Origin of the sequence: Pseudomonas sp. TNT2022 ID1044 (genome assembly GCF_028656895.1) — a bacterium.
Lineage (GTDB): Bacteria > Pseudomonadota > Gammaproteobacteria > Pseudomonadales > Pseudomonadaceae > Aquipseudomonas > Aquipseudomonas reinekei.
Map to the genome: position 1 here is coordinate 70,807 of NZ_JAMDHB010000008.1, position 19,383 is coordinate 90,189.

Below are 19,383 nucleotides of genomic sequence, written 5' to 3' on the forward strand. Positions count from 1 at the left end.
GTCCATTATGGTGTATGGCGTTTATAACGCCGGTAAAAGCACGTTGATCAACGCCCTGCTCGGCCAGGAACTGGCTGCGGTGGCTGATGTACCCGAGACCGCCTGCGTGCAAGGCTACCGTTGGGGCGATTTCGAAGTGCTCGATACACCCGGTATCGACGCCCCACTCGAGCACGAGGAAATCACTCGCGAACAGCTGGTTCAGTCAGATGTCGTGATTTTCGTGGTCAACCCACTTGGCGTCGTCGAGGAAGAAAAGACCCTCGATGTGCTGCTTGAGTTGGTGCTCGCAGGGAAGATGATCTTCCTGGTGCTCAACTGCAAAAACCGTTTCGATCCGATCGATCTGGAGCGTGTAAAAGATGAACTGCGCCAGCGTATCCAACTAAAAGCTGGCAATCAGCGAGTGCTGGATCACATCCCTATCGTCGAGGTAAATGCCCGCTCTGCGCTCAAGGCAAAACTTGAGAACAAGCAGAACCTGCTAAACAGCTCCGGCTTCCCGAAATTCGAGAACGCGCTCGCTGAGTTCTTCGCATCGGTCGAACAGAAGGCAATCGTTGCACGGGTGGCCACTGAATTTCGCAGTTATATTCAGTCGACTGTGGACGCTTTGGATGAGCAGCAAGATCAGGCCTCGGTCAAGCGTCTGGACACTTTCTACGGAGAAATCGCTCGTCGCGAAATCGATATCCGCCGTGGTTTGAAGTCGCTGGTCGAAGCCAAGGCCGCTTTCATCAGCAAGAGCACCATCAATGCCCTGCAACTGAACAGCGAAGGTGCTCAAGGCAAGATTGAGCAACTCATCGGCCAAGCCAATCACGAGGTATGTGCCGAGCTTGAGGATGCTCTAACGCGCCTGGGGCTGGATGCGTCCGAAATGCTCGACGAGGTCATCCGGGAGGTTCGGGTGCAGCCCCAATCCTACAGTAGCCAAGCTGCCCCGGACGTCAAAGCCCACGTCGAGCACACGGACCAATTGCCTTCATCGCCTGGCATCGACATGAGCCTGCTTGAGACGGGTGTACGACAAGCAGGCAGCATGGTAAAGGCCGAGCACGTGATTAGCGTGATGAAGGTCGGAAAAGAATGGTTGCCCACTCTGTTCAAGGGAATCGGCCCCGCCACAATGGGCAAGGTTGCCGAGCAGATTGTCGGTAAGGTCATTCCGGTAATCGGCATTGCCTTTCAGGTTGGTAGCACGCTGTATTCAGCGTTCGCGGGCGATCCAGAGCAACAGCGTTTGAATGAGCAAGCTCAACGGGAAGCGCAGGAGCGCGAGCGCCGCGACCAGGCAATCAAGGCTTTCGGTGAGGAAACCGCTTGGGAGTTTTCACAATCGCTGAACGCCTTGGTCGAGACGCACCTCAAAGCCAGCTTTGCAGAGGTCAAGGACAAACTGCAAAGCCTGCGTGGCAGCCTCAACCAGAATCAGCGACGCCTCAGCGAGGATCGTGAGCGTCTGGTCCAGTGCCTGGCTGTCATGGGTGACTATGCCTGACACCCACCCGGCATTCGCCTGCAGCCGCTGCTTGGAATGCTGCCGCCGTGTCCATTTGCTCCCCGATACCGCTGCGATGGATCGCGGCGACGGGGTATGCCAGCATTTGGATGAGCTGAATGCATTGTGTCGCATCTATGACGAGCGGCCAGACATTTGCCGCATCGATCGGCAGTACGTACTCCACTATCAGCAAGCAATGACATGGGAATCGTTCGTCAGAATGAATGAGGCAGGTTGTAAACAGTTACAGGTGCTAGCCAGCAGCGAAACAAGCGGAGTGCCTACAGTTTGAGAAAACCGTCGGGCGCTACCGCAACCAATTCAACCGCAGGTACTTATTGCAAAGGGGCTCGTGTTTAAGCCCCTGAGCGAGAAAACATTGGAGCCAGCATTACTTGCGCAGTAATTCGTACCTAAAGCGCGCTTCCAATGACAGTATTCCCAACCGCACCGACACAACAGCACATCCTCGTCCTCCCAAACGTCGTACCGCAACGCCCCGCAGCAGAAAGACTATCCATCCAGCGGCCTGAAGTTCGACCACTTCCTGCACTCAATCAACCGTACAGTGGACGTGGTCGGGAAGTTTACCAGCAAGCTCGAAGCCGCATTCGATACCTACAAACAGGCTGTTCAAGCCGATATCGCGCAGCTGGAAGGCCGTAGAGGAGAGTTGATACCCTGAAATTAGGGGGGCTGCGTTGTTCGACAGAATCGATCGAGCATTCCCCATATCTGAGTAAATGTTCTATTCTTCTGGGCTGGAAAAATTGGTGGATGAATGCGAAGGCCTTCGTCGAAAGTTCAAGCTGGCCGCTCGAAAAGCTCTGGAGGTTTGCGAACTTGTTCGTACGAGAACCTCTGTTGAACCTGATGAATTTCTCCGCACTCGCATACGCCGGTAAACGCCGGCACGCAGCGTGTTACGGACCCTGGCCTGTGTGCTCATAATCGCCGCCGCGCCAACAACTCCGCTAGCGCCCCTTCAAGCCACCCTGCGGTGCGCATCTTAAGCGCCTTGCTCCCACACTTCGGGCACTGGTCAAACCAGTCGCCGGGCATCAACGTATCACTTTGCGGCGCCACTGTTTTCGTCCAACCGCACGTTTCACATTCAAAGGTGAAGGGCCTTGGCTTGATTGGCATTTCTACTCTCCTTGGTACTTATGCAAACTCACTGCCATCAGTGCTTTCAACTACCGGGATACGCCTGCTCGATCAGTTGATCAAATGCGCCACCTATCCCGCAGTAGTCGCGCGGAATGCGCTCAAGATCCTCAGACACTTTCACGATCACCTCGCGTAACTCCAAACGCTCGAGCCAGAGGGCAGGAATGGAAGCGGCACCATGCTGTGCACCCAACAAATGCCCGGCGATAAGCCCTGTGCTGACGCTATTGCCACTGTGATTCACCGCCGCAATCACCCCCTCTTCGAGCGATCGCGCTGTCAGCGCGCACCACAGTCCGATCGCCAGCGCTTGTTCGGCGACAAAGCCACCGCCAAGATCGGCAATGCTTTGCGGGGTGGGCTTATAGCCCTCGTAAAAGAAGAACAGTACGCGTTCAATAAGATCGCGCGTTTCTTCCATACCCGGCAGTTGCCCATACTTGGCCAAACTTTGAGTCACTGCGTGTTCCAGGCTGTCTTGTAGATCGACAACGCGCTGAAGAATGTCGGCGAATAGTCCAGCCGCCAAGTAGCCCGTCGGATGCCCGTGAGTCAGACGCCCTGACTGGGCAGCATAGTCAAAGGCATTAGCAAAGAATGCGCAGGGTGCAACGCGCATTAATGCGCCACAGCCTTTGCTGTTGTTCTCGGCAACCGCGCCCAACCGCCGACTGGCCTTGAGAGCAAGCAGACAGGTATCCCCTGGGGCGCGGCGAGACCAGAGCTCTGGTTGCTTGATCAGCCAACCATCCTCGCTGATCGGAATCGCAGCAGGGTAATCCTGGGTCATCAACCAGCGCAGCAAAGAATGATGAACAATGCTGGGAACGTGGCATACCCCTCGTGAGCTGCCGCGCACAAAAGCCCGCATCAAGCCTTCCGCAGTGAAAAGCATCATTTGCGTGTCGTCAGAGATGGCGCCGGTGATGCCGTAAGCCGGGACAAAATCGGTGATTCCCTGTGGACCGAACATAGCTTCGATCGCTGACCACTCCAGGAACTCCACTGGGGCACCTAGCGCATCGCCGACAGCGCCACCCAGCAGGCAGCCTTTGACGCGTTCAAGTCTGTTCATATCTTTCCCTTATTCCTCGACCGGGATCAATTCCTGCAAAACCACCAGCTTTCTTTGCAACTGCTGAACGTGCTCTTTCTCAGCTCGCAACGCTGAACGCAGTTCACGGTTTTCCACTTCCCAGATCCGCGCCCAGCGAACACTCTTTTGGCAACCCATAGCCATCTGCCACAGTTCGTTCAACCTCAGACACTGATACAGAAGCACCAGCAGGATTGCCCCCATCATCACCAACGCACCGGTCGAAACCGCTTCAGCCATATTCATATCCACTTCCTTTTCGTGACCTTGACCCATCCAAGTACAGATACACGATATGTAGTGTTTGACGACAGGTATAGAATGTAGACTTATACAGGTAAAGAAATCACGCAGGTAAACGGACGTAAAAGGTTGAGCTGGCAGGGAACAGCCTCAGCAAGAAGTAGCTTTTCGCCACCACTTAAGGGAGGATCTGCCCCAGACAGAAATGCTTGATTGAAGTGAGATCCAGCATTCCCGGCGCCAGCTAGAGCGGGCAAGGGCTTGAATAAATTATCAAGCGACATATGTCCTGAAACTTTACATATGACAACTGCTAAGGAAGGCGCCGACTCGAAAGTACCCTTACCGACAAGTCGACCTCATGCATGACAAAAGCGCAGTACTGATTCTGGAAGCCCCCTGGAACATCTATGAAGGGGATATCAACCGCAGTTCCGTCGAGCCCTTTTTCCAGGGCCTGGCCAAACAATCCAATGATGTCGAGATTCTGCATTCACGTTTCTACGACGTGAACAGCTTCAGGTTGGCATTCGCTGCACTGAGCAAGCACAAGTACAAGAATGCCATCGTCTATGTCGCCGGCCATGGTGACGGACAGCGTGTGGGTGGCGCCAGGATCCTCGACATCATGGTCCAGTGCAGCCTCAAATCAGTGGCAGCCAATATCACCGGCGTCGTTTTGGGCTCGTGTTTCTCTGCTGGCACTGCCGACCGTTCGCAGGCCGACACGATCAATGCCTTGGTCCAGGAGTCGAACCTTGCCTGGGTGGCTGCCTACAATTGCGCCGCGTTCTGGCATGAAAGCACCATGATAGACCTGTCCATCATCCGCCAGATGATTCGCGCCAAGGAGTCGCACTTCCAGGATCGTGGCGACATTAGTGAGCAACTGGCGATGGGGATTGAATGTTTCAGCCCTCACTTCGCTGTGGGCAGCAACGGCAAGTCCGGCAGTGATGGGAAGTTGATCAGCCTCAAACAAGGCATCTCGTTCTTCTCGCAACCCCGGGGCCAGGGCAACCGCTCCCGCTGTGTCACTGACGAAGTCTGGGGCATGTGGAAAGGGCTGCAGCTTGAAACCCTGGACGTGTTCGAGGAGGCCTGAGCACCTGCACAAAGCACACTGCCCCTCCCTGTGATATTTCTGTGATATGTCGCCTACAGCGACAGGTCTTTATTGTAGAGTGATGCGATCGAAGCAATCGTACACAGGGACGGGCAATGAAACGCAAGCAATCCATCGAACAGGTACGTTGGGACCTGGCACTGCGCTACAGGCTGATCGAGACCGTTGCTTGGTGGGAAGGCCGACTGACCACGGGGCACTTGATCCAGAGTTTCGGCATCAGCCGACAGCAGGCTTCCAAAGACATCAATACCTACATCACCGAGCATGCGTCAAAAAACCTGGCATATGACAAGCAGCTCAAAGGTTACGTGCCCACCAAGCAATTCAAGCCCAAGTTCATCGACGACAGCGCCAGCGCTTATTTGCACCTGCTTTACCAGAACAACGAACGCGCCCCACATATAGATGGACTTGCCCTCGCCTACGCCCACACCAAGGTACTTGAAGTCCCGGATCGCCCGATTCGCCCGGAGGTTTTGCGCCCATTGCTCAAGGCCTGTCGCGATGGCCTGCGTCTGGAAACCGAGTATGTGTCACTCAACACTCCAAACGTGGAAATTCGCCTTATCGCCCCTCACACACTGGTCTACACCGGTATGCGCTGGCATGTGCGGGCTTACTGCGAGAAGAACGGCCAGTACCGCGACTTTGTGCTCAGCCGTCTACGGGGCGAGCCGGATTTGCTCGACGAATCGCCAAACACTCGTGAGCTGGATGAAGACTGGAACACTGAGATACCGGTGATATTTTCCGCCGATGGGCGATTGAACGCGGCGCAGAAGGCAATCATCGAAACCGATTTTGGCATGGTTGATGGCCAGTTAGTGGTACCCAGTCGCAGGGCGCTGGTGAAGTATGTATTGCAACGCTATCAGATCGACCCGAGAAACCAGGCCACTAACCCTGAGGCACAGCAAATCGTGGCCACCAACCTTAAGGAGCTGCGACCTTGGCTCATGAATGACTGACCCTCAAGCTTCTCCCGAGTCGATCACTGTCTGCCAGGCGTTTCGACTCGGTGACATCCATGACCGTCCGGTCGACATTTCGTGCCAAGTACGCCAAGCGCTTATGTAGTTGTCAATTTCCCGAATCAACAACTGCTCCGCTATTTCGTGATAGCCAGAAAGAATGGCCAGATTTCGAGCGGTATTGCCCTCGCTGTTCTTAGCGTGATGCTTGTTATCCGGTTGTTGTTTAGGCAGACCACATTCCAATTCCGCGATGACAAACCAAGTGATTTCGCTCGCTGCTTACACTGAGTTGAAGGCATTCACGCGCGTTTGGATATGCGCGAATGCTTTGCCTTTAGGAAGTCAAAGCAACGAGAGTCCACCATTTGCCGCCAACTGCTGATCCCCGACACTCCTCAGAGCATGTTCTACACCAATTCCGATTCAAAAAAATCTCAGCCACATATTACTGCAATGACATCCCCCCAAGGAGATTCATCCCATGTCATTGCAGTGTCCTCGCTGTCACTCCCCCAAAGTCGCTTCTTTCCATCACGCCATGAAAGTCGGCGCGGCCATCGGCACCGTGGGTGGTGCTGCGCGTGGCGTCAGCGCTGCATTGGCTGGCGGTCAAGCTGGTGCGCTTATTGGCTCTATCGCCGGCCCTGTCGGTATCACACTCGGTTCGGTATCGGGTGCCATCCTCGGCGGGTTGGCCGGTGGCGTCGGTGGCTGCGCACTCGGCGCCCAACTGGGCGAGTCGCTCGACCGCCATATCCTGGCCCACAACCTCTGCCTGCTCTGCGGTCACCGTTTCAACCTACCTGCTTAACCCATTTCCACTCTCTCATTTATTACGTCCGGACAGTGCTGCGCAGTGCGCGGCGCTTTATGCCGGCGTGCCCCCAAAGGAATCTCAATCATGGCTCATCTCATCGAAACTATGGCCTACGCTGGCGTAACTCCCTGGCATGGCCTGGGCAATCAGCTCACTCAGAAACAACCGATCGAAGTTTGGCAACGCGAAGCCGGGATGGACTGGGCGATCCAAGAAAGCCTGGTGCACTTCAAAGCAGAGCTGGCCGGTCACCTAGGCTCCATCCATTCATTCCCGGAACAAAAGGTGCTGTACCGCTCCGACACCAAAGCACCACTGTCGGTGGTCTCACAGCGCTACCACACCGTGCAGCCGCGTGAGGTGCTGGAGTTCTACCGTGATCTTACTGAGGTCTCCGGCTACGAGCTGGAGACTGCGGGGGTACTTAAGGGCGGTCGCAAATTCTGGGCGTTGGCGCGTACCGGACAAGGCGCTGCCCTGAAGGGCAATGATCAGGTCAACGGCTACCTGCTGCTGGCCACGTCCTGCGACGGCACCCTGGCAACCACGGCAACACCCACCACCGTTCGGGTGGTGTGCAACAACACCCTGACCTTAGCCCTGGACGGCACATCTCGTGCGATTAAGGTGCCGCACAACACACGCTTCGATCCGGAGGCAGTGAAGAAGCAACTCGGCATAGCCGTCTCCGGTTGGGACGAGTTCATGTACCGCATGCGCCATCTCGCTGAGCGCAAGGTCCAGTGGCATGAGGCTCTTGGATATTTCATGTCGGTGTTGTGTGAGGTCAATCCGAGCAATCAACTACCGGAGCAACTACCCAACGAACGCGCCCTGCGCAAGGTGCAAGAGCTGTATGAAGGCCGTGGTCGGGGCAGCCAGCTCGAATCGGCACGCGGCACCGCCTGGGGCTTGCTCAATGCGGTGACGGAGTACGTCGATCATGAGCGCCGCGCACGTAGCAATGAGTACCGCATGGACTCGGCGTGGTTTGGTCAGGGTGCGCAGATCAAGCAACGCGCCCTGGATGCAGCCCTACGTCTCGCAGCTTAACCTTCTCGTCAATCGCCACCCCCGGTCAGCCTTGTGCTGGTCGGGCGTATTTATGCCTGCAAGGTGAACACGATGAAAGCAACCTCATTGAATAGTAGTACCCCTAAGCCCCGCCCTGCCCTTCGCCTGGTCAGCACTAAAGAGCTGCCGCGTGAGGACTGGCTCGCCATACGCAAACGAGGCATCGGTAGCTCCGACGCAGGCGCGGCGGTTGGCCTCAACCCGTACAAATCGCAGTTGGAGTTATGGCTTGAAAAGACCGGTCGCGATGCCACGTTACCGAAAATAGATCCTCATGATGAGGAGAGCCCAGCCTATTGGGGCAATGTGCTGGAGCCCATCGTCGCTTGGCACTACAGCAAGCGCACCACAAACAAGGTGCGACGAATCAACGCCGTGCTGCAGCATCCGAATCCCAAATTACCCTGGATGCTCGCCAACATCGACCGCGAGGTGATCGGCGCAGACGACGTACAGATCCTCGAATGCAAAACCGCAGGCATAAATGGGGCACGTCTTTGGAAGGACGGCGTCCCCGAGTATGTGCAGCTTCAAGTGATGCACCAGCTCGCCGTCACTGGCAAGCAGGCCGCGGATGTGGCGGTACTGCTGGGCGGTCAGCACCTGGAGATCCATCGCATCGAGCGTGACGAGCAAATGATCGCTCGCCTGATCGAACTGGAGCGCAAATTCTGGACCTACGTGGAAACCGATACCCCGCCACCGGCCGACGGTAGCGCATCGGCTGAAGCAGCTTTGCGCTGCTTGTACCCAGAAGACAACGGCCAGACCGTCGACTTCAGCAGTCACGCCGGTTTAGCAGCGGCCTACCTGGAGCTCAAGGCCGTTCGCCAGTCCATCGGCGAGAAGGAAACGCGCGAGGCCCAGCTCAAGCAGATACTGCTGCAGGCCATGGGCGAGGCCACCCGAGCGGAGTTTTCCAGCGGTTACATCAGCTGGAAGAAATCCAAGGACAGTGCCGTACTCGATGTCCAACGCCTATTGCAAGAGAAACCCTACCTACAAGTTCGCTACACCAAAACCAAGGAAGGCAGTCGCCGCTTCCTGATCAACTGACTCCGCTATTCCCCAATTCCCTCCCCTTGGCCAGTCCATTCAGTTCGCGCTGCGTGGCTGGCCTTTTTTCATTTCCAGGAGAACCATCATGTTGAAAGGCTTAGCCGTGACACCGCCTGTGCTCGGACGCATCTCCATCGGCAAAGTCATCGAGAAAAACGGCAAACGCCTGCCGGAGAAAGATGATCAGTTCACCATCACGTCCCAGGTGCAAAGCAGGGATGGCTGGCTGCTACACCCACTCAACGACGAACTGCGCCAGAGTAAGGAAGACAAGCTGCGCAGCATTCCTGTACGCCTATTGTTCAACGAACCGGAACTGAATTTCCGGGCCGACTACACCCTGTTCGACCGGCAGTCTGGCAGGCCGTTGTGCGTGGGCAATGGCGAGTCCTGCAAGCGTGCCACTCAAGACGGCATGCAGTCACTCCCCTGCCCCTCGCCGGATGCGTGTCCATTGGCCAAAGGGGGGGCCTGCAAGCCTTATGGTCGGCTGAACGTACTCATCGGTGATGACGATCCGCTGGGCAGCTTCGTGTTCCGTACTACCGGCTTCAATAGCATCCGCACTCTGGCCGCTCGGCTGCATTACTTCCAAGCCATCTCGGGCAACCGCCTGGCCTGCCTGCCGCTGGAACTGCGTTTGCGCGGCAAGTCCACCCGGCAAAGCCACGGCACGCCGATCTTCTACGTCGATATCACCGTGCGCAGCGGCATGAGCATGGAGGAAGCATTGCTCGCCGCTCGGCAGCTCGATGAAGCCCGGCAATCTGCGGGCTTCGATCAGGCCTCATTGGACTGCGCAGCGAAGCATGGGCTCGGCAACGGGGCGTTCGAGGACAGCGAGGAAGACGGTGGCGCCGTGATCGAGGAGTTTTATTCGAGCACGGATGCCGCCACCGGCGCTGCCCAGAGTGACGAACCGCAACCGGCACCCAACTCACTCGCGGGCAAGCTGGAAGCGCTCGCCTCGCACGCCAACTGATACCACTCCTGCCTGGACTGAATGCATCGGCCAGGCAGGCTCTTTCGGAGAGCCGTCATGACCCTGCTTCGATTTCTATTCTGCCTATTCATTTTCATCGGGGCGCTGGCTGCAGCAGGCGTACTGGTGCTGAGCATTCTGCTAATGCTGCGTTTCCCGCCGTTGCTGGTCGCCGTAGTCCTTGCGTGCTGGATTCTGAACCGCCTGTGCAAGCTGCTGCGCGCATCCGGCCAGGACAATCCCACGAGAAATCCCGCATCGCAGGGGTGACCTCAGCAACCTTTATGAGCGGCCAGACAGGGAATGGGCGCACTTAACCCATCAGGAGAATGAACGATGATCAGACAATGTTTGATCTGCGACTCAAGAGCCGTCCTGACCCAGGAGGCCGCAAGAGGCATTGCCCTGCTGGCCGGCCTGGCCGATGGCGCGCTACGAGGAGTTCAGGATACGAATCAGGGCACGCAGGATCGCCTCGGATACAACTCGCTACTGAGTGGGCTGGCCGCCATCGCACCGACTTACCCATCGGCGCTGCGATTGGCTGAGGATGTCGCCAAATATCACTTCGCAGGCTTCGACTGTCTGTGCCTGCGCTGCGGCGCTTTATTCGATGAGGCGGTGAAGGAAGCTTCTGAGCAAGCGCCTCAGCCGCCGTAAAATAGCAACTCAGTCACGACCGAGCCGGTCAACAAGACGCTCCACCACACCCATGACGAGTGCGCGGTCATCCGTATCCAGCGTGGACAGCAAATCGTAGAACCTGCGCGCCTGGTCTTCTGGGCGTGAACTGCCCGCCGTCAGCAAGTCGGCGGTTTCACAGCCAAAAATTTCCGCCAGTTCGACCAAACGCTCAATGTTAGGCATGACGATCCCACGTTCGATACGGGATACGGCCTCGCTTCCGATCCCAAGCTTTTCCGCAACCTGCTCCTGACTCAGCTTGCAACGAGCACGCTGGCGAGCAATTGCTTGGCCAACAAGCTCTGCCAGCTGCTTCGATTCGGTTTTTGACATGCCGCCCTCCAGTTCAACCTGGATGGTTGGGCATCAACCTGTTGACATGAAGGACCTCCCAAACCGAGACTCACCTCAAAAGGTTGATATTCGACTTTTTTGCTTAAACCATCATCCTTACGGGAGCTCAGAACAACATGAACGTCGTATCCGGTCTGAACGAAGCCTTGATCGAAAGCCTCCTGAGGACTCGCACCTCCTTCGAGGTGATCGGCCTTCGGGGAAACTTTATGGCAGGCATTAAGCTAGTCGAGGCCAGGATCGAGAGCCTGGGAATGAAGTGCCGCGTAATAAGCGACCTGAAAGGTGCTGCAATGCATGGTGGGGCGCTTGGGGCGGCAGCCACCGTGATGTCAGCACCAGCGTCATTAACCCTGGCTGCATTCACTGTTGCGGCAGGTGTCGGTCATGCGCTCGCTACCTACAACCCCGATTACGAAATCGTAAAGGACTACGTCAATAAGAAACTGACCGTCCGATACAAGAAATAACGCTTACTCCGATCTGACCAAGCATCTCCAATCATGAAAAAGAGCAGTCATTACAGATTGACTGCTCCGGTCGGTCTTCGCTCACTTAAACCATAGAAGGAACTATCTCATGCAAAAAATAATCAGCGTCATTGTCTTGTTGATAACTTCAATGACCGCCAACGCCTACCAGGGCCTGGGACTTTATTTCCCTAGCGAGCAAACAATGGAAGGCTTGCCCCAAGCCATTCCTTGTGGAGTCAAGGAATTCATCAATGGAATGGACAAAAACTACAGCCTTCAATGCGTTTGGTACTACCAGCCTCGTGACGTGAAGATCTGGGACGAAAAGCGCCAGCAGGATGTCATCTATTCGAATCAGTTTTCTGGGCGCTGCATCAAAGAGAACTGCCGGGATGGCGGCGGAAACATCGTCGGTCACTGGTCAGCCGACATCCCCTATCGCCTGTCGCTCTGGTACTACATTGACCAGAGCACCGATGGCAAACCAGTCGCCTATCGCTTGGACAGCGGCCCAGCCAAAGGCCAGGATCGCCTCAGCTACGTAGAGGCGGGGAAATTGCTCCATAGCTTTTACGAAGAGGCTGGCGCGCCTGAAAGCACGATACAGAACCTGTTTGGCGAGTATTACGTTGGCGGCTACAAGCAGTACCTTACTGACCTAAACAACGGTCAGCACCTGCAATCCAAGAGCAATGTGCAAAAAACGGTCACCGCCAAATCCGAATGGCCGGACGTGAAGAGTGCTTGGTGCAACCCACGCGCTGACGACGATTGCTACATCAACAACAAAAAGGTGCCAATAGCTGAACTGGGTAAATGGCTACCGGACATCAGCGAATCGAATGCCGACCAGTTAGGCGGTCGCTGTGAAACCATCCTCTGCTTCGACAAGGATGACCAGCTGATGGGTTACCTGCTGCAATAACGATCCTGAGTACCGCTGGACAGGTTAAGGCAGTGGCCTTGCTAATCCAGAAAATAGGGGGCACACGCCCCCTATTGACTTCACTTCAGTTTTTATTTTTGGCCAAGTGCAATCGTATCGCCTGTCCAGACAATCGCATTGGCGAGGACCACTTTGAGCAGTAGCCTGCATGAGAGCAATTGCCAGAGAGATGTTCGTAGCCGACTAAAGCACTACGCGCAAACGCCGAGCACGCTCCTTGAACGCCCGCTCTCCCCCTTCCAAAATCTCGCAGACTCGCCGCCGTATACGGGGGTTCTCTAGACTGCCACATTCGTACGTGATCTCGGGTAATTGCCCCAATCTATGGCGACCGCAAGACGCCACGATCACTTGGTCGGCATCAGTATTCACGACCAGGTTGGCATTGTGGGTCACGATGATGATTTGACGTCGCAGCTTAGCCTCCCGGAATCGTGCAACCAGTTCCTCAAACACCGATTGCGGATCCAGATTCTCTTCCGGCTGATCAATGATGAGCGGCCGATCATCTTCCGCATCGATCGACAGATATAGCAACAAAAGCACAATCCCTCGCGTCCCTGGCGAAAGCTGCTCAATCTCCACCCCGTCGTACTGAAGGGTGTACCCAACTGTTATGTGTTCCGTACTGTAGAGCCAATCCGAGATCTGACGGGCCCACTCGCGGAACTCGACGTTGTCCGGTTTATGCGCCCGCAGGTTTTCCTCGTTGGTCTTGACGAACTCAAGCAGCGCAGCAGCGGCTTCGGCGGATGTTCCTGTCTGCCAGGCAGAGATCAACATTCCTTTAGCGGCCAGCAGAACCTGGCCACGTCCTCGGAATGGCCCGGTACGAAGGTCGAGCAAGTTTTCGCCGGTTATAGCCCAGCTTTCAATGTCAATATTGCGCTTAACGGTGAAGGCTAACCGAGCCATTGAACCAGTATCAGCTTCGATTCGCTGTTGGATCGGTGCATAAAGCGCTTTGAGTTCCTGCTCCTCCTCCACAATGGCCTCAAATACCCCCTCGTAGGAAGTACGACGCAGTTGGATCAGGCCCCGTATCTTGGTATCCGCCTCTTGCGCACGGTTGATCTGCTCATCGAGCTTGGTCAGAGCGCTTTCCGCCTTGATGATTTTATCGCTCAGCGCGGAATAGCGTTTAACCTTTGTCTTATCGGCGCCAACCAGCAGGTTTAGGCGGACAACCTCTCGATCAAGCAATGCAAGAGTCTGCAGTTGAAGTTCCGCCCCCTCAGGAATGAGTGAAATCGTGGGATCGGCCTCCTCATTAATCGGGGGATCAAGTTCGGATGGTCCTTGCAGTTTCACCACCAGAGCCTTCACTTGGCGCAGCCGCTCCGCTAACAGCGTGTCGACATCACCCACGAAGTCCACTTTGAATGCATCCCAGTCGGAGTCCGACAAGCCCGTATCAGGACGCTCTTGCTGCATTTCGTCCAGAAGCTCTGGCGCTCGACGGGTGCGGAAGTCCTCGACGTCCCCTTTCAGGTTAAGCAATGTCTGGTGGCGGCGCTTCGCCCGCTCGACCTGCAGGCGTTTCTGTTCAGCGGCCTGCGAGACATCTTCCAAACGCTTGGCACGCTCCTCATTGCCTTTGGGGATCAGTGACGTTCGATCGCGTTTGTCTTGCTCGATCGCCTTGGCCTTCCCATCACGGTCTTTCCGCAGCCCCGCCAAACTTGCTTTTCGAGTGCGCTCCTCTGTCAGGTCATTGGAGGCCTTGCGTAGCGTCTCCTGATGGCGCCGGCGCTTCTGATGCGTGCCCTCTAGCCTCAGCTCAAGCAGCTCCTGAAAGACGGAGGTGCCCATACGGTCATCTCGCGGGTGCGCGTTGAAGATGACTCGCTCTATCTCCGCATTCAACGGGTTACTCGTATCCTCTGCCGAGCACAATTTGTTCACAAACTGCTGGGAAAGGTACTGTACGTGAGGGCTGTATAGAAGATCGTCAAAATCAGCATGTACTACTTCGCTGCCGGTTGCCTCACCGTTCTCCCAAGTTAGCTCTACCCTACAATCATCCAGATGCTGTTTGGCCCGGAAAACAAATGACTCGGTGTTGATATGCGATGACAGCCCGTATCCCCCAGCAGCAACTAAATCGGCCAGTGCTGTTTTCCCCGAGCCACGTGCACCAATCACAGCGACCAAGCCGGCATTTAGCGGAACCATTGCCTTCGTCAGCCATGGCGCACCGCTGACCGTCAAAGACTCGATGGTATGGCTCTGCAGGGAGCCGCGTCGCGGCTCTGGCCCAATGAACACGCGCTCCTCGGGTTCCAGGCAGGTCTGACGGAGCGATTCAAAGGCCAGATCGCCTTTGATCCAGCAGTAGCGCTGCTTGTCCGGCACGCCCACCATATCAGCCGTATGCGCATCCGACCCATGAAGACAAGGTTTTCGGCCGTTGTATTGCGCGTCCAGGTCTTGCACTGAAAGTGCGCCTTGGCCAAGCCAGAAGCTTATCTGCTTGGGATTGGAGTCGAAAATGATATGGGCCAATTGCTCGATGTTTTTGCGCTGCGCCGCCCAGGAGTCACCCGAGTCTCTTAGACCGGAAGTACCATCCTTTTGGCCCCCTGCAACTGCGATCAGTGCATTTTGCTTAACCCATTCATGCTTGCCCAGAGCGGCCTTCAACTGTTCTAGGCTGACCTTGAACTGGTTTGCACCGACAGAACGAGCCGCCTCAAGATCCGTCTGCTCCGGCTTGTGCTTCTTACCCAAGCGGATCAAATCCTCACGATGACAGCGGAAGTTCTCCCCCTGGTACGGAAACTCGAACTCCAATAGAAAACGCTTGATTCGACCGATGTGATCTGGATCATCCGGTGGGAAGAGCAGATGCAGGTTGAGCGCCGCTCCACGATTCGTCTCGATGTTTAGACGAAGCTCGACATTGGCAAAGATGAGTCCAACATTCGGCAGGCGTCCCTGACGCTTGAATTCGAGCACTTTTTCATAGGGATCGATACCGAAGTAATCGGTAATGCCCAATGCTTCAATCGTGGGGTCGGAGGTCTCCACCCTGGAAAGAAAAGCCTCCCAAGGGTCCCCCCCTCTGTACTGATCATTCAGAACCGTGCCAGGAGTGTGTATGTGCGGATCCCACCGGTGCCACTCGGAGCCGCGGTCACTGTGCATTTTACTGCCAAACTCGCATGTTTCTTCTGCCATGTTGCTCAGATCCCTCTCGGACAGCATTTGCCTGCTTGTTCTCCACCTCACGTAAACAGAGCTAGTCGCTCCGATCAGCTTGCCTGAGTATCACTACAGACATGTGCATGGTGGCCCTAAAGCCGTGTTCAAAGGCCTAAGCCTACTCGACTTTTCACCACCCGACAGCCAGGTGATCACATAACGCCCTGGTCACCGAAGCTGTCCTTTACGCAGGCACTTACCTCGCAACGGTTTCATGCGTTATCTGGTCATTTTTGACCAGATAACGCATCGCGTAGTGAACACGGCACCGGAGATTCAGATCGCCTCGTCGTACAACACCGAGAATGCACCGTTCACCGTACTGATACTTGTCGTGATTGCAATTACAGCATGAAGCGGACAGGGGGCTACTGTGCCTCCTGCCTGCCTCAATCTCATTTTTCTTTTTTTGCTTTTAGCTGTTGCCGCTTAAGTCCGCGCCGAACCGAGCAGATCAGCCCCCGCATCTTTCTTCAGCAACTCATACACCACCGTCAGGAACACATCCCGCGTGGATTCGTCGCTCAACAACTTGGTCGCCATGTTGGTGTGGCTGCTCATGGCACTGGCAATGGCCTGGATGGCTTTGCTCGGCAGGTCAGCCTTCATCGCCTGGTCCATGGTGTTGTTCTGCACCTGAGCCATGACCACGGTATCGCCACGCAGCTTTTCGGACACATGCACCGCGAATGCCACCTGGTCTGTATCGGTGATGTCCTTGCCGAAAGCGTTATTGAGCTTTTCGATCAGCTCGGCGAGGTATTTTTTCTCCCGGTCGCGAGCGTCACGCAGACCGTTGTCGGTGATGCCATACAGCTCGGGGGCCTCACCCACGGCTGAAAGCCCTGCGAGGCCTTCCCCTTTTTTGATCTTGTAGTGGCTGAGTTTGAGATCACCCAGATCCACCTGTTCGGCGCTGACGCCCTTCAAGCGTTTACGCAGAAGCCTTGCGTAGCTTGCGAAAGCTTCCAGCGCCGGATCGCCGAACTCCACCAGTTGAGCAATGTACTCATAGGTGCGGACGAACTTGTTCAAGCTCTCGCTGAAGATCATCAATTCATCACGACCCATGCAGTACTCCGCCCGTTGTACGTCGGCGTACTCCATCCCCTTTTCGTCACCGTTGTCGTGAGCGGCCTCCCAGGCCTTTTCCCACTGGTCGATGGCATCGTTGAGGATCTTTAGCTTGCCGTTGAAACGGTCGGTGGCTGATTGAGTCAGCGAATAAAGCTTCTGATGAGTGACATTGCGATTCACGATGGCTTCGCCAAACGCTTCGACCTCAGCGGCCTCATAGATGAACATGCCATCCAAGCGTTGCTTGATATCGTAGACAATGTTCGGGTCCTGAATATCGGCCACCTGAGCATCACGGTAGAAGGTCTTGAACGCTGCCAGGATCTCTTCTGCCTCGTTAGCAAAGTCGATGACGTAGGTCTTGTCCTTGCCGGGGAAGGTTCGATTCAAACGCGACAGCGTCTGCACTGCCTCCACACCCGAGATTTTTTTGTCCAGGTACATTGCCACCAGCTTGGGTTGGTCGAAGCCGGTCTGGTACTTGTTGGCGACGATCATCACCCGGTAGTCCTGGGTGTCGAACACCTTTCGCATATCGCGGCCATTGAGGCCGGGGTTCAAGTTTGTCTCGCTGAACTGGTGATCCGCAGGCAGGCCGGTTTCCTGCACATCGCTATTGGCCACCTCACCGGAGAACGCCACCATCGCCTGCACGTTGTCGTAACCCTTACGCTGGCAGTAATCCAGCAGCGCCAGGTGATACTTCACCGCAGCGGCACGTGAGCTGGTCACCACCATGGCCTTGGCCTGGCCACCGAGCAGGTGTGCAACGTTCTTGCGGAAGTGCTCAACGATCAGCTCGACCTTCTGCCCCACGTTCACCGGATTCAGTGACAGCCACTTGGCCAGCTTGCGCCGGGCACTCGTCTCGTCCACACGCTTGTCGTCGACAAACTCGCTGCCGATTTTGAACGCCACGTTATAGCCGGTGTAGTTTTTCAGCACATCGAGGATAAAGCCTTCCTCGATGGCCTGCTGCATGGTGTAAAGGTGAAACGGTGCCGGAGGATTTTCCTGGTTCACCGGCTGCGCCGCATTTCGCGGGCGGCCAAACAAACTTAGGGTCGAATGCTTGGGCGTGGCGGTAAAGGCAAAGTAGCTGGCATTGCCCGGTCGACTACGCGATGACTGCCATACCGACAAACGCTCCTCTTTGCTCAGTTTGTCCCACTCGGCCTCACTCTGCCCGGTCAGTACATAGCGCAGGTCATCGGCGGTACTGCCACCAGTGGAGCTATGCGCCTCGTCGATGATGATGGCGAAACGACGGTCACGCAGGCTGGTTTCACTCAGAATGGCCTTCTGTGCATAGGGAAAAGTCTGCAGGGTACAGACGATGATAGGCACGCCGTCTAGCATTGCCTTGGCCAACTGCTGGCTCTTGGGGAGGCTGGATTGCTGACGGTCGATGGCGCACACCACACCTGCCTGGTGCTCGATCTGCTGGATGGCATCCTGCAACTGCTGATCCAGCACCTGGCGGTCCGTGACCACGATCACGCTATGGAAGTACGGCTCGCCATCCGGGCGCCGCACACGGATCAACGAATGCGCCGTCCAGGCAATGGTATTGGTCTTGCCCGAGCCAGCGCTGTGTTGGATCAGATAAGGCTGACCGGCACCCTCGATGCGCACCGCGTCGATAATCTTGGTTACGCCTTCCCACTGATGGAAGCGCGGGAAAATCAAACCTTCCTTGAAGTAGGTCTTGCCGTTCAAATCCTGGGCTTCCTTGCGCTCCTGAAGCACAAAGCGATGGAAGATGTGTAGCCAATTATCCTTCTGCAGCACCCGCTTCCAAAGGTAGCTCACCGGGTAGCTGTGATTGTCGCCGGGTGGGTTGCCCGCCGCGCCATCGTTTCCCCGGTTGAACGGCAGAAAGAAAGTCGAATCCCCGGCCAGTTTGGTGGTCATGCGGATGTCGCTGTCGCTCATGGCGAAGTGCACCACTGCACCACGCTTGAAGCTCAGCAGCGGTTCAAGCCCGCCACTCTTGCGCTCCGGCTTGCGGTCCATCCGGTACTGCTGCATGGCAGCCTGCACCGACTGGGTGAAGTCGGTCTTCAGCTCCACCGTAGCCACGGGAATACCATTGATAAAGAAGGCCAGGTCGATCTCGTCGGTCTTGTCCAACGAGTAACGCAACTGCGGTACCACGCGCAGGCGGTTGGCCGCATAGCGCAGAATCACCGTCTCGTTGCGATCATCCTCCGGTAACCCCTGGCTCATGGCTAAGGTACCGCCACCGGCCACGGCGAAGCCGTAACGCAGCACATTCACCGTTCCGCCATCGACCTTGTTTTCCAGTTGTTTAATCAGCCGATCCAGCACCACATCGCAAGTGCCAGTACTGTTCATGGTCCGCAGCTTGGCCATGGCCTGCGGCTGGCTTTCCTCCAGCCAACCGAGCACATCATCAGGGAACAGCGCCCGCGCCGCGTCATAGTCGGCGGACTTGCCGACCAACCAACCAGCAGCAGCCAGTTGCTCGACGATATGGCGTTCGAGTTCGCATTCGTGGTGGATGTGGCTCATGGGGCGATCCTTCGTCTGGCCCACCCCTATCTGAGAGAGGCAGTTTGTCTAAAGTTGGTCTT

The 19,383-nt window shown here is 56.1% G+C and carries 17 protein-coding genes; 12 read left to right on the forward strand and 5 right to left on the reverse strand.

The window, feature by feature from the left end:
- The first annotated feature begins 7 nt into the window (after positions 1–7).
- Together M5G20_RS12205 and M5G20_RS12210 are read left to right on the forward strand one after the other, a co-directional pair.
- Complete coding sequence (locus M5G20_RS12205) at positions 8–1,501, forward strand: dynamin family protein (RefSeq protein ID WP_273919375.1); 1,494 nt, start codon at positions 8–10, stop codon at positions 1,499–1,501.
- Entirely contained in the window at positions 1,494–1,796 is a 303-nt protein-coding gene (locus M5G20_RS12210; RefSeq protein WP_169839737.1) for a YkgJ family cysteine cluster protein, read from the forward strand. The genes M5G20_RS12205 and M5G20_RS12210 overlap by 8 nt, the downstream gene beginning before the upstream one ends.
- A gap of 900 nt (positions 1,797–2,696) precedes the next feature.
- On the opposite strand, the gene M5G20_RS12220 is transcribed toward M5G20_RS12210, so the two are convergent.
- Both M5G20_RS12220 and M5G20_RS12225 read right to left on the reverse strand, forming a co-directional pair.
- On the reverse strand, positions 2,697–3,749 hold the full coding sequence (locus M5G20_RS12220) for an ADP-ribosylglycohydrolase family protein (protein ID WP_273919314.1): 1,053 nt from the start codon (positions 3,747–3,749) through the stop codon (positions 2,697–2,699).
- A 9-nt stretch (positions 3,750–3,758) separates the two neighbouring features.
- Positions 3,759–4,016: a hypothetical protein gene (locus M5G20_RS12225; protein ID WP_273919315.1), complete on the reverse strand. Its 258-nt coding sequence runs from the start codon at positions 4,014–4,016 to the stop codon at positions 3,759–3,761.
- A gap of 358 nt (positions 4,017–4,374) precedes the next feature.
- Here M5G20_RS12225 and M5G20_RS12230 point away from each other — a divergent pair, with 358 nt between their 5' ends.
- The 8 genes from M5G20_RS12230 to M5G20_RS12265 all read left to right on the forward strand — a co-directional run bounded on the left by M5G20_RS12230 (position 4,375) and on the right by M5G20_RS12265 (position 10,708).
- Positions 4,375–5,118, forward strand: a complete 744-nt coding sequence (locus tag M5G20_RS12230) for a hypothetical protein (RefSeq protein ID WP_273919316.1) — start codon at positions 4,375–4,377, stop codon at positions 5,116–5,118.
- Positions 5,119–5,234: 116 nt separating this feature from the next.
- Positions 5,235–6,110: a WYL domain-containing protein gene (locus tag M5G20_RS12235; RefSeq protein WP_169839741.1), complete on the forward strand. Its 876-nt coding sequence runs from the start codon at positions 5,235–5,237 to the stop codon at positions 6,108–6,110.
- A 487-nt stretch (positions 6,111–6,597) separates the two neighbouring features.
- Positions 6,598–6,927, forward strand: a complete 330-nt coding sequence (locus M5G20_RS12240; protein WP_262377875.1) for a hypothetical protein — start codon at positions 6,598–6,600, stop codon at positions 6,925–6,927.
- 90 nt (positions 6,928–7,017) lie between these two features.
- Positions 7,018–7,986: a DUF932 domain-containing protein gene (locus M5G20_RS12245; RefSeq protein ID WP_273919317.1), complete on the forward strand. Its 969-nt coding sequence runs from the start codon at positions 7,018–7,020 to the stop codon at positions 7,984–7,986.
- Between the two features lie 72 nt (positions 7,987–8,058).
- A complete protein-coding gene (locus M5G20_RS12250; protein WP_055137628.1) occupies positions 8,059–9,063 on the forward strand; it encodes a YqaJ viral recombinase family nuclease in 1,005 nt (334 codons plus the stop codon).
- An 88-nt stretch (positions 9,064–9,151) separates the two neighbouring features.
- Positions 9,152–10,048: a recombination directionality factor gene (locus M5G20_RS12255; protein WP_273919318.1), complete on the forward strand. Its 897-nt coding sequence runs from the start codon at positions 9,152–9,154 to the stop codon at positions 10,046–10,048.
- Positions 10,049–10,105: 57 nt separating this feature from the next.
- On the forward strand, positions 10,106–10,318 hold the full coding sequence (locus M5G20_RS12260) for a hypothetical protein (protein WP_102666332.1): 213 nt from the start codon (positions 10,106–10,108) through the stop codon (positions 10,316–10,318).
- Positions 10,319–10,384: 66 nt separating this feature from the next.
- On the forward strand, positions 10,385–10,708 hold the full coding sequence (locus M5G20_RS12265) for a hypothetical protein (protein ID WP_273919319.1): 324 nt from the start codon (positions 10,385–10,387) through the stop codon (positions 10,706–10,708).
- 9 nt (positions 10,709–10,717) lie between these two features.
- On the opposite strand, the gene M5G20_RS12270 is transcribed toward M5G20_RS12265, so the two are convergent.
- Positions 10,718–11,065 (reverse strand): helix-turn-helix domain-containing protein, encoded by a 348-nt coding sequence (locus M5G20_RS12270; RefSeq protein ID WP_273919320.1) that lies wholly within the window; start codon positions 11,063–11,065, stop codon positions 10,718–10,720.
- 137 nt (positions 11,066–11,202) lie between these two features.
- Here M5G20_RS12270 and M5G20_RS12275 point away from each other — a divergent pair, with 137 nt between their 5' ends.
- Both M5G20_RS12275 and M5G20_RS12280 read left to right on the forward strand, forming a co-directional pair.
- Positions 11,203–11,556: a hypothetical protein gene (locus M5G20_RS12275; protein WP_273919321.1), complete on the forward strand. Its 354-nt coding sequence runs from the start codon at positions 11,203–11,205 to the stop codon at positions 11,554–11,556.
- A 109-nt stretch (positions 11,557–11,665) separates the two neighbouring features.
- Positions 11,666–12,484: a hypothetical protein gene (locus M5G20_RS12280; RefSeq protein ID WP_273919322.1), complete on the forward strand. Its 819-nt coding sequence runs from the start codon at positions 11,666–11,668 to the stop codon at positions 12,482–12,484.
- Positions 12,485–12,688: 204 nt separating this feature from the next.
- Here the strand turns inward: M5G20_RS12280 and M5G20_RS12285 are convergent, their stop codons facing one another.
- On the reverse strand, positions 12,689–15,685 hold the full coding sequence (locus tag M5G20_RS12285; protein ID WP_273919323.1) for a TrlF family AAA-like ATPase: 2,997 nt from the start codon (positions 15,683–15,685) through the stop codon (positions 12,689–12,691).
- Positions 15,686–16,138: 453 nt separating this feature from the next.
- Positions 16,139–19,321, reverse strand: a complete 3,183-nt coding sequence (locus M5G20_RS12290; RefSeq protein WP_273919324.1) for a type I restriction endonuclease subunit R — start codon at positions 19,319–19,321, stop codon at positions 16,139–16,141.
- Positions 19,322–19,383 lie beyond the last annotated feature (62 nt).

What these genes read in the sequence shown, in the direction of transcription:
- M5G20_RS12205 (WP_273919375.1), top strand. Translation starts at nt 8, where the DNA reads ATGGTGTATGGCGTTTATAACGCCGGTAAAAGCACGTTGATCAACGCC.
- M5G20_RS12210 (WP_169839737.1), top strand. Translation starts at nt 1,494, where the DNA reads ATGCCTGACACCCACCCGGCATTCGCCTGCAGCCGCTGCTTGGAATGC.
- M5G20_RS12220 (WP_273919314.1), bottom strand. Translation starts at nt 3,749, where the DNA reads ATGAACAGACTTGAACGCGTCAAAGGCTGCCTGCTGGGTGGCGCTGTC.
- M5G20_RS12225 (WP_273919315.1), bottom strand. Translation starts at nt 4,016, where the DNA reads ATGAATATGGCTGAAGCGGTTTCGACCGGTGCGTTGGTGATGATGGGG.
- M5G20_RS12230 (WP_273919316.1), top strand. Translation starts at nt 4,375, where the DNA reads ATGCATGACAAAAGCGCAGTACTGATTCTGGAAGCCCCCTGGAACATC.
- M5G20_RS12235 (WP_169839741.1), top strand. Translation starts at nt 5,235, where the DNA reads ATGAAACGCAAGCAATCCATCGAACAGGTACGTTGGGACCTGGCACTG.
- M5G20_RS12240 (WP_262377875.1), top strand. Translation starts at nt 6,598, where the DNA reads ATGTCATTGCAGTGTCCTCGCTGTCACTCCCCCAAAGTCGCTTCTTTC.
- M5G20_RS12245 (WP_273919317.1), top strand. Translation starts at nt 7,018, where the DNA reads ATGGCTCATCTCATCGAAACTATGGCCTACGCTGGCGTAACTCCCTGG.
- M5G20_RS12250 (WP_055137628.1), top strand. Translation starts at nt 8,059, where the DNA reads ATGAAAGCAACCTCATTGAATAGTAGTACCCCTAAGCCCCGCCCTGCC.
- M5G20_RS12255 (WP_273919318.1), top strand. Translation starts at nt 9,152, where the DNA reads ATGTTGAAAGGCTTAGCCGTGACACCGCCTGTGCTCGGACGCATCTCC.
- M5G20_RS12260 (WP_102666332.1), top strand. Translation starts at nt 10,106, where the DNA reads ATGACCCTGCTTCGATTTCTATTCTGCCTATTCATTTTCATCGGGGCG.
- M5G20_RS12265 (WP_273919319.1), top strand. Translation starts at nt 10,385, where the DNA reads ATGATCAGACAATGTTTGATCTGCGACTCAAGAGCCGTCCTGACCCAG.
- M5G20_RS12270 (WP_273919320.1), bottom strand. Translation starts at nt 11,065, where the DNA reads ATGTCAAAAACCGAATCGAAGCAGCTGGCAGAGCTTGTTGGCCAAGCA.
- M5G20_RS12275 (WP_273919321.1), top strand. Translation starts at nt 11,203, where the DNA reads ATGAACGTCGTATCCGGTCTGAACGAAGCCTTGATCGAAAGCCTCCTG.
- M5G20_RS12280 (WP_273919322.1), top strand. Translation starts at nt 11,666, where the DNA reads ATGCAAAAAATAATCAGCGTCATTGTCTTGTTGATAACTTCAATGACC.
- M5G20_RS12285 (WP_273919323.1), bottom strand. Translation starts at nt 15,685, where the DNA reads ATGGCAGAAGAAACATGCGAGTTTGGCAGTAAAATGCACAGTGACCGC.
- M5G20_RS12290 (WP_273919324.1), bottom strand. Translation starts at nt 19,321, where the DNA reads ATGAGCCACATCCACCACGAATGCGAACTCGAACGCCATATCGTCGAG.